General features: G+C 42.4%; 7 protein-coding genes. 6 read left to right on the top strand and 1 reads right to left on the bottom strand.

Annotated elements, in window-relative coordinates:
* Positions 1-123: 123 nt before the first annotated feature.
* On the bottom strand, positions 124-768 hold the full coding sequence (locus tag JXR81_04905; protein ID MBN2754189.1) for a TetR/AcrR family transcriptional regulator: 645 nt from the start codon (positions 766-768) through the stop codon (positions 124-126).
* 302 nt (positions 769-1,070) lie between these two features.
* On the opposite strand from JXR81_04905, the gene JXR81_04900 reads away from it, so the two are divergent.
* The 6 genes from JXR81_04900 (at position 1,071) to hydF (ending at position 8,239) form a co-directional block, all read left to right on the top strand.
* Positions 1,071-1,574: an NAD(P)H-dependent oxidoreductase subunit E gene (locus tag JXR81_04900; GenBank protein MBN2754188.1), complete on the top strand. Its 504-nt coding sequence runs from the start codon at positions 1,071-1,073 to the stop codon at positions 1,572-1,574.
* Entirely contained in the window at positions 1,567-1,962 is a 396-nt protein-coding gene (locus JXR81_04895; GenBank protein MBN2754187.1) for a (2Fe-2S) ferredoxin domain-containing protein, read from the top strand. The genes JXR81_04900 and JXR81_04895 overlap by 8 nt, the downstream gene beginning before the upstream one ends.
* On the top strand, positions 1,959-3,722 hold the full coding sequence (nuoF, locus tag JXR81_04890) for an NADH-quinone oxidoreductase subunit NuoF (GenBank protein MBN2754186.1): 1,764 nt from the start codon (positions 1,959-1,961) through the stop codon (positions 3,720-3,722). Before JXR81_04895 ends, nuoF begins: the two co-directional genes overlap by 4 nt.
* A gap of 12 nt (positions 3,723-3,734) precedes the next feature.
* Positions 3,735-5,507 carry an iron hydrogenase small subunit gene (locus JXR81_04885; protein ID MBN2754185.1) on the top strand — a complete coding sequence of 591 codons (1,773 nt, stop codon included), beginning with the start codon at positions 3,735-3,737 and terminating at the stop codon, positions 5,505-5,507.
* 138 nt (positions 5,508-5,645) lie between these two features.
* Positions 5,646-7,043 carry an aspartate ammonia-lyase gene (locus JXR81_04880; protein ID MBN2754184.1) on the top strand — a complete coding sequence of 466 codons (1,398 nt, stop codon included), beginning with the start codon at positions 5,646-5,648 and terminating at the stop codon, positions 7,041-7,043.
* A complete protein-coding gene (gene hydF, locus JXR81_04875; GenBank protein ID MBN2754183.1) occupies positions 7,040-8,239 on the top strand; it encodes a [FeFe] hydrogenase H-cluster maturation GTPase HydF in 1,200 nt (399 codons plus the stop codon). Before JXR81_04880 ends, hydF begins: the two co-directional genes overlap by 4 nt.
* Positions 8,240-8,334 lie beyond the last annotated feature (95 nt).

The following is an 8,334-nucleotide window of genomic DNA, read 5'->3' as shown; positions in this document are numbered from 1 at the left end:
GTAACAAGTAACAAGTAACAAGTAACAAGTAACAAGTAACAAGTAACAACTGTCAGGTAACAAGTTACAACTGACAGCTTAATACTTGCTACTTGCAACCTGTAACTTGTCAGCTGTTAACTGTTAGTTGTTCTTAATCTTATTCCAGAAAAAATTTATATGTTCTGACATAAGATTTTCTATGACTTCGGTCTTTTTCTTATAAAATTTAAGGACGTTATATTCTGTCAGCATGCCTATCAGCGTGTAAAAATATTCAAATGCCAGAAGTTTGGGGTCAAGGGTTTTAATTAGCCTTTTTTTAACAAGCATCCTGAATATATTTTCATAATATTTTATCCTCATCTTATGAAAATCAATTGAAAGTATTTCAAATGCCTTCACATCGCGGTACTGTTCCATTGTTATTATCCGCCAGACGCGCGCCATTAAAGGCTGTTCCATTACCTGTCTGAATTCAAGAAGGCAGCTGTTAAGCAGGGTATAACCGCTGCCGTTATTTAAAATTTGGTTTATATCAGATTCAGACAGCCTTGTGGCGTTGATGTTTTCCGCAAAATAAAAATAGATTTCGCTTAGCAGCGCTTCTTTGTTTATAAAATGGTGGTAAAGGGAGCTTTCTTTAAGCCCTGAAGCGGAAGTGATATCCCTTATGGAAACACAGCTGAAACCGTCTTTTGAGAACAATTCCACCGCGGTTTCAAATATCCTTTCTTTTGTACCGCGCCCTTTTGGCGTGATACTCTGTTCCGATAATATACTGTTCATAATATTCTCCTTATATGCAAACGCATATCACGGAGCATACTAACTGTGTAATAAAAAAAAGTCAAATTAAAATTTTTATTGACAAAGAATCGGACAGGGTGTATATATATTTACGAATATTAATTTTTTTTCGACTTATTGTTCTTTAAGACTGAAATTATCGCGGCTAACTTAAACTTTTTTTTGTATGGTCAAGTGAACGATTTCACAAAGTAACAAAATTAACTAACGGTACTGTTTTTTTGTGTGTTTTAAGGTGAATTATTTCACAAGAATTTATTTTATATATGGAGGCCTTTGTTATGACGACAGGGAAACAAGCTGTAGAACTTGATGCAAATCTTCTAAGTTTTATTGAGAAATGGAAAAGCCGTCCCGGCAGTGAAATTATGGTGCTGCACAAAGTTCAGGAAATTTATGGTTATGTTCCAAGGGAAGTCGCAATGGAAGTTTCCAGAATAATCGGGATTCCGCTTGCGAAAATTTATGGCATCATTACGTTTTATCACCTGTTTAAACTTAAAAAACCGGGTAAGAATCAGATCTCGGTCTGCATGGGAACTGCCTGTTATTTAAAAGGAGGCAATGACCTCATGATGGAAATAGAGGATCTTCTTGATGTGGGTATAAATTCAACAAGCCCCGACGGCCTTTTTTCACTTGAACTTGTACGCTGTGTCGGATGCTGCGGACTTGCTCCGGTAATGCTGGTTAACGGAAAAGTGTATGGAAACCTGAAAAAAGATATGCTTCCTGCGATATTCGCGGAATACAGAAAGCTGGAGGAGGATAAGACAAATGGCTAAAATGGGAAAGGGCGATCTTGCCAAATTCAGGAAAGATTTTAAGAAAAATATAAAAGGTGAAATAATGATATCAATGGGAACCTGCGGTATAGCTGCAGGGGCCGCCGTTATGTATAAAGTTATGGAAGATACATTAAAGGCAAACGGTATTACCAATATAGAATTAAGAAAAACCGGATGTCTTGGTATGTGTTTCTGCGAGCCGAATCTTGCTGTAAGAATAGAGGATATGCCGGAGATATTTTACGGCAATGTGGACGAAAATGTGGCGCAGTCCATTATTACAGAACATGTAATGAAAAAACACATATTAAAAAGCAATGTAATATTTATGCCGTCTAAAGATACCGGCAAAAATATATTTAAAGCAGTGGAGGCGGAAAAATGAACAGGAAATATTTTTTTATATGGGAGCCTGAAAAATCAAAACAGAATCAAATGTATAATGCCTTTTCAAAGGTAATTAATGAAAAGAACCTTCAGGAAAGGGCGGAAGTAATTAAGAGCCTTTTTGTAGGGCTTACAGCCGATGAACCTATTGTAAGAATTATGCCCGAAGGTTCTATTTATAAGGGGTTTACAGAAGCTGATGTGGAAAAAATAATAGAAAATGCTTTAAATGAAAAACCGTGCAGTTTTCTTTGCGACTGTGGAAATAAAAATTCCAAAGTTCCCGAAGCGGATTCGCAGAGCAAGCAGTTTAAAATAGTCTTAAGAAATGTGGGTTATATTGACCCCGAATCAATAGACGATTACATCATGCGCGGCGGATACAGCGGCGTGGAAAAAGCGCTGTTTGAAATGACACCGGATAAACTTATTACGGAAGTAAAAGCTTCCGGTTTAAGGGGGCGCGGAGGCGCTGGGTTCCCCACGGGTTTAAAGTGGGAACTTACAAGGCGCGAAAAAGACCCTGTTAAATATGTAATCTGTAACGCGGATGAGGGAGACCCCGGCGCGTACATGGACAGAAGTATAATGGAAGGCGATCCGCACAATCTTATAGAAGGAATGATACTTGGCGGTTATGCAATTGGAAGCAGCCAGGGTTATATATATATCAGGGCGGAATACCCGCTTGCAATTGAAAGGCTTGAAAAAGCCCTTACAGCGGCAAGGGAAAAAGGCCTTCTTGGTAATAATATACTTGGTTCTGATTTCAGTTTTGATATTGAATTAAGGTGGGGCGCGGGAGCTTTTGTCTGCGGAGAAGAAACCGCTTTAATCGCGTCTGTTGAAGGCAAAAGGGGAAACCCAAGGCCAAGGCCGCCGTTCCCGTCAGTATCAGGATTATGGAACAAACCTACTTTTATCAATAACGTTGAAACTTGGGCGAATATTCCCGTTATAGCGGAAAGGGGCGGCGCGTGGTTTGCGTCTATAGGGACGGAAAAATCCAAAGGAACAAAGGTTTTTGCGGTTACCGGAAAAGTAAGAAACCCCGGACTTGTGGAAGTTCCAATGGGTACAACAATAAGGGAAATAGTTTATGATATATGCGGCGGCATAAGCGGCGGCAAAAAATATAAAGCGGTTCAGACCGGCGGCCCTTCGGGAGGCGTTATACCGGAAAAATTCATGGACATGCAGGTGGATTACGAGTCCCTGCAGTCAATAGGTTCAATCATGGGTTCGGGCGGGCTTATTGTAATGGACGAAGACGACTGTATGGTGGACGTAAACAAGTTCTATCTTCAGTTTTCTGTGGATGAATCCTGCGGAAAGTGCGCTCCCTGCAGAATAGGCGGAAAACAGATTCTTGCCATACTTGAAAGGATTACAAAAGGCAGGGGTGAAGAAAAAGACCTGGAAAAAATCAGAAATATTTCCATGGCGATGCAGAAAGCTTCTCTCTGCGCGCTTGGGCAGACAACCCCGAATCCTGTAATTTCGTCGCTGACATACTTTAACGAAGAGTACATGGAGCATATAAGGGATAAAAAATGCGTGACCGGAAAGTGTAAAGACCTTGTAACATATACGATTATCAGCGATAAGTGCATAGGCTGCGGGCTTTGCGCGCAGAGGTGCCCTGTTAACTGTATAAGCGGTGAAAAGAGAAAACCGTATTTAATAGACCAGTCAAAATGCATAAAGTGCGGCGAGTGCTACGCGGTATGCAAATTCAGCGCCGTGAGCAGAGGATAAGGAGGAAATAAAATGATACAGGAAATTAAAACCGGAAAACTTATAGATGTGTTTATAAACGGCAGCAAAGTAACGGTGCATGAAGGCGTCACCATTCTTGAAGCCGCGTTAAAAGCAAATGTAAAGGTACCCACGTTATGCAAGCATCCTGATCTTGATGCCACCGCGTCCTGCGGGATATGCGTTGTAAAAGTTAAAAATAACAGAAAGTTATTAAGGGCTTGCTGCACAAAAGTGGAGCCGGGCATGGAAATTACAACGCATGACGGCGAGCTTTATGAAGTAAGAAAGAATGTCCTGGAACTTATTCTTTCCACCCATCCCAACGAGTGCCTTACGTGTTTAAGAAACGGAAACTGTGAGCTTCAGACGCTTTCAGAAGAATTCGGGATAAGAAGCAGGACTTATGAACCGATGATAAGGGAGCTTCCAAAGGATACATCAACAAAAGCGATAGTACTTGACCCGCGTAAATGCGTCGGCTGCGGGCGCTGTGTTGAAGTGTGCCAGAATATCCAGACTGTACATGCCTTAGAGTTTCTTGAAAGGGGTTTTGATACAAGAATGGCGCCTGCGGGCGATATTACGCTTTCGGAAAGCCCTTGTATAAAGTGCGGACAGTGCGCCGCGCACTGCCCGGTGGGAGCCCTTGTTGAATTTGACGAAGTGGACAAAGTTTGGGCGGCGTTGAGAAATCCGGAACTTCACTGCGTGGCGCAGATAGCGCCTGCGGTAAGGGTGGCATTTGGCGAAGGGTTTGATATGCAGCCGGGTGAGATAGTTACAAAGAAAATATACGCGCTTTTAAGAAAACTTGGTTTTAAAGCCGCTTTTGACACCAACTTTGCGGCCGACCTGACAATTATGGAAGAAGCTTCGGAGTTTGTTAAAAAGTATACAACCGATAAAAAAGCCCTTCCGCTTATCACATCGTGCTGCCCGTCTTGGGTTGATTTTATGGAAAAATATTACCCGGATTTAATAGAGAATTTTTCCACATGTAAATCGCCTCACGAAATGCTTGGGGCAGTGGCAAAGACCTATTATGCCCAGAAAATCGGGGTTGACCCTTCAAAGGTATTTGTAGTGTCAATAATGCCGTGTACATCAAAGAAATATGAAATACAGCGCTGCGAAGAAATGCGTTCCAGCGGATTCCAGGATGTTGACATATCCCTTACAACAAGGGAATTTGTACGCATGACAAAATCAAGCGGTATTGATTTTAAAACGCTGCCTCCGGAAGATGTTGATTCAATGCTTGGAACATATACAGGCGCCGGTACTATATTTGGAGCGACAGGCGGCGTTATGGAAGCGGCTATAAGGACAGCTTATTTCTTTGTTACGGGAAAGAACTTAGAAAATATTGATGTATTTGCGGTAAGGGGTTTGTCCGGCGTTAAGACAGGGGTTGTTGATGTTGCCGGAAATAAAGTAAGCGTTGCGGTAGCGCACGGTACAGGCAATGTAAGGCATGTACTTGATGAAATCAGAAAAGCAAAACAGGAAGGAAAGCCCATGCCTTATGATTTTATAGAGGTTATGGCGTGTGAAGGCGGCTGTATAGCCGGCGGCGGACAGCCGTATATGGTTACAAATGAAATACGCAAACAAAGGACAGAAGGTATATACAAGGATGACGCGGAATCTGAAATCAGGGTGTCCCATGAAAATCCGGATATCAAGAAACTGTATGAAGAATTCCTTGAAAAGCCGTTAAGCCACAAGTCACACAAGCTGCTGCATACAAAGTATACTCCAAGGCCGCTTTACTACAAATAATTTCTGTAATATAAAAAGGGCGGCTTAATGGCCGCCCTTTTTTTTTATCTTGTATTAAGAGGTTATTATGATATACTACAAAAAAGGTGATATAATAAAATTCACGATGCTTCCGGATTAAAAAAAGGCTGGTGCATAATGCGCAGGGAAAAAGATTTCATAGGGGAATTACAGATTCCGAATGACGCTCTTTACGGCATTAATGGCGCAAGGGCGCGGGAAAATTTTGGGGATTTTGGCGAAGGTACTGACCCGCTGTTTATAAAAGCATTCTTATTGGTAAAAAAAGCGTGCGCGCTTGCCAGCCATGAAAATGGATACCTGTCTGACATAAAAACCAAAATGATAACCGATGCCGTGGATGAATTGATAAAAGGGGATGATAACAATCAGGTGATAGTTAACCCCATATCCGGCGGCGCGGGAACTCCCATGAACATGAACATAAACGAACTTATAGCAAACAAAGCCCTTGTATTAAACGGGTACAAGCCGGGCGATTACCATATTTTAAGCCCTGTGGATGACGTTAACCTGCACCAGTCCACCAATGACACGTATCCTTCCGCCTTTAAAACGGCGGTAATGTTTTATTTAAAAGAGCTGGAACCGGCGCTTGCGTCATTGCAGGATTCCCTGCAGGAAAAAGAAAAAGAGTATTCAGACGTAATAAAATTAGGGCGCACAGAGCTTATGGACGCGCTGCCCATGACCGTGGGCATGCAGTTTTCCGCGTACGCGGAAGCCATAGCGCGCGACCGCTGGCGGGTGTTTAAAGCAAACGAAAGGATAAAAACTTTAAACCTTGGCGGCACGGCAACAGGCACGGGTTTTAACGCGCCGCAGAAGTATATTTTCTCGGCGGTAAACAAACTTCGGGAAATTACAGGCCTTAATATCAGCAGGGCGGAAAATCTTGTGGATGCCACGCAGAATCTGGACTCTGTGGTTGAGGTGATGGCAATTGTAAAGACCGCATCTGTTAACCTTATGAAAATCGCGGGTGATTTAAGGCTGCAGTCCGGCGGTCCGGACGGCGGTATAGGGGAATTTATTCTGCCCGCGGTTCAGGAAGGTTCGTCCATTATGCCGGGCAAGGTAAACCCGGTTATTCCGGAATTTGTCCAGCAGGCATCCATGCTTATAATGGGCAACGACTCTGTAATATCCAATGCCGCGTCACAGGGCAACTTTGAACTTAACCAGTTTTACCCCCTTGTTGCCGCGTTAAGTTTAAAAAATCTGTGGATGCTTACCCATTCTATAAAGCTGCTTGACCGGGGATGTATTAAGGGCTTAAAACTTAACAGGGAAAAAGTTGCTTCAAATTTATCATCTTCGGTTGCGGTTTTAACATACCTTAGCCAATACATCGGCCATGATAAAGCCGCGGTTTTTTACCAGAGGTATAAAAACGGTGAAAAGGATATAAAAAAGATGGTTACAGAATCCGGATTAATAGATAATAAGACCTACGATGAACTTGTAAATTCCAACAGGTTTAAAATGACAGGGCTAAAGGATGGCGATAAATGAACCAGACACCGGCAGCTAACAGGTTACAAATAGGGATCTTTGGAAGGCGCAATGCTGGTAAATCCAGCCTTATTAACGCCCTTACAGGGCAGAATACAGCCATTGTTGACACCACCCCCGGTACTACCACTGACCCGGTAGGAAAGGCCATGGAAATAGCCGGTATTGGCCCGGTGTTTATTTATGACACCGCGGGGATAGATGATGTGGGCGAGCTTGGCGGTAAGAGGGTGGCAAGAACCAAAGAAGTTATCCACAAAATAAATCTGGCAGTTGTAGTGACCACGTTTTCCACATTTGATAATCTGGAATCAGAGCTGATAGCAGAGCTTAAAAAGACGGTTGATTCAGTGGTGGTAGTTTTCAACAAAAGTGATGTTGCTGTAAGGGATGAAGAAAAAGAAAATGCATTAAAACAAAAGGGAATATCCTATATTTCTTTAAGTTGTACAACAAGGGAAAACATTGATAAATTCAGAACTATGCTGGTGGAAACCGGTTCTAAAATTAATGTGGAAAACTCCACCATCATCGGCGATCTTATAAATCAGGGAGATGTGGTTATGCTTGTAGTGCCGATTGACCTTGGTGCGCCAAAGGGCAGGCTTATACTGCCGCAGGTTCAGGTTATCAGGGATATTCTGGATAACGACGCTGTAACAGTTACGGTTAAAGAAAGGGAGCTTGTGCACGCCCTGGAAGAACTTAAAAATCCGCCGGCTCTTGTTATATGCGATTCGCAGGTGGTGCTTAAAGTGTCCGGGGATGTCCCTGATTCAATCCCGCTTACCACCTTTTCCATACTGTTCTCACGTTTAAAGGGAGATTTTAAGGAATTTGTTAACGGCACAAGGCATATAGATAAACTGAAAGACGGCGATAGGGTATTAATTATGGAAGCGTGCACGCATCACGCCCAGTCAGATGACATAGGCAGGGTAAAGATACCAAGATGGATAAGGCAGTACACGGGAAAAAACCTTGAATTTGACATCGTTACCGGCCCGTATATGGACAAAGACCTGTCAAAGTATGGCCTTATTATTTCCTGCGGCGCGTGCATGATAAACCGCAAAGAGATGCTGTCCAGGATAGATTCATCCAAAAATGTATCTGTTCCGATAACAAATTATGGAATGGCAATTTCATACACGCAGGGTGTTTTTGAAAGGGTTGTGAAACCCTTTAAGGTTTAATAAATCGGTTTTGTAGGGACATCTATGTAAAAAACAGTCAATAAAAAAAGTATCCCTATATGAAAATTAAGCGTAAATTTTCATTGACTGTACTC

The organism is Candidatus Goldiibacteriota bacterium (assembly GCA_016937715.1).
Classification (GTDB): Bacteria; Oederibacteriota; PGYV01; order PGYV01; family PGYV01; genus PGYV01.
This window is presented reverse-complemented; position numbering and strand designations above follow the sequence as displayed.

Excerpts from the sequence above, each read along its gene's own strand:
- JXR81_04905 (MBN2754189.1), bottom strand. The coding sequence starts at position 768 with ATGAACAGTATATTATCGGAACAGAGTATCACGCCAAAAGGGCGCGGT.
- JXR81_04900 (MBN2754188.1), top strand. The coding sequence starts at position 1,071 with ATGACGACAGGGAAACAAGCTGTAGAACTTGATGCAAATCTTCTAAGT.
- JXR81_04895 (MBN2754187.1), top strand. The coding sequence starts at position 1,567 with ATGGCTAAAATGGGAAAGGGCGATCTTGCCAAATTCAGGAAAGATTTT.
- nuoF (MBN2754186.1), top strand. The coding sequence starts at position 1,959 with ATGAACAGGAAATATTTTTTTATATGGGAGCCTGAAAAATCAAAACAG.
- JXR81_04885 (MBN2754185.1), top strand. The coding sequence starts at position 3,735 with ATGATACAGGAAATTAAAACCGGAAAACTTATAGATGTGTTTATAAAC.
- JXR81_04880 (MBN2754184.1), top strand. The coding sequence starts at position 5,646 with ATGCGCAGGGAAAAAGATTTCATAGGGGAATTACAGATTCCGAATGAC.
- hydF (MBN2754183.1), top strand. The coding sequence starts at position 7,040 with ATGAACCAGACACCGGCAGCTAACAGGTTACAAATAGGGATCTTTGGA.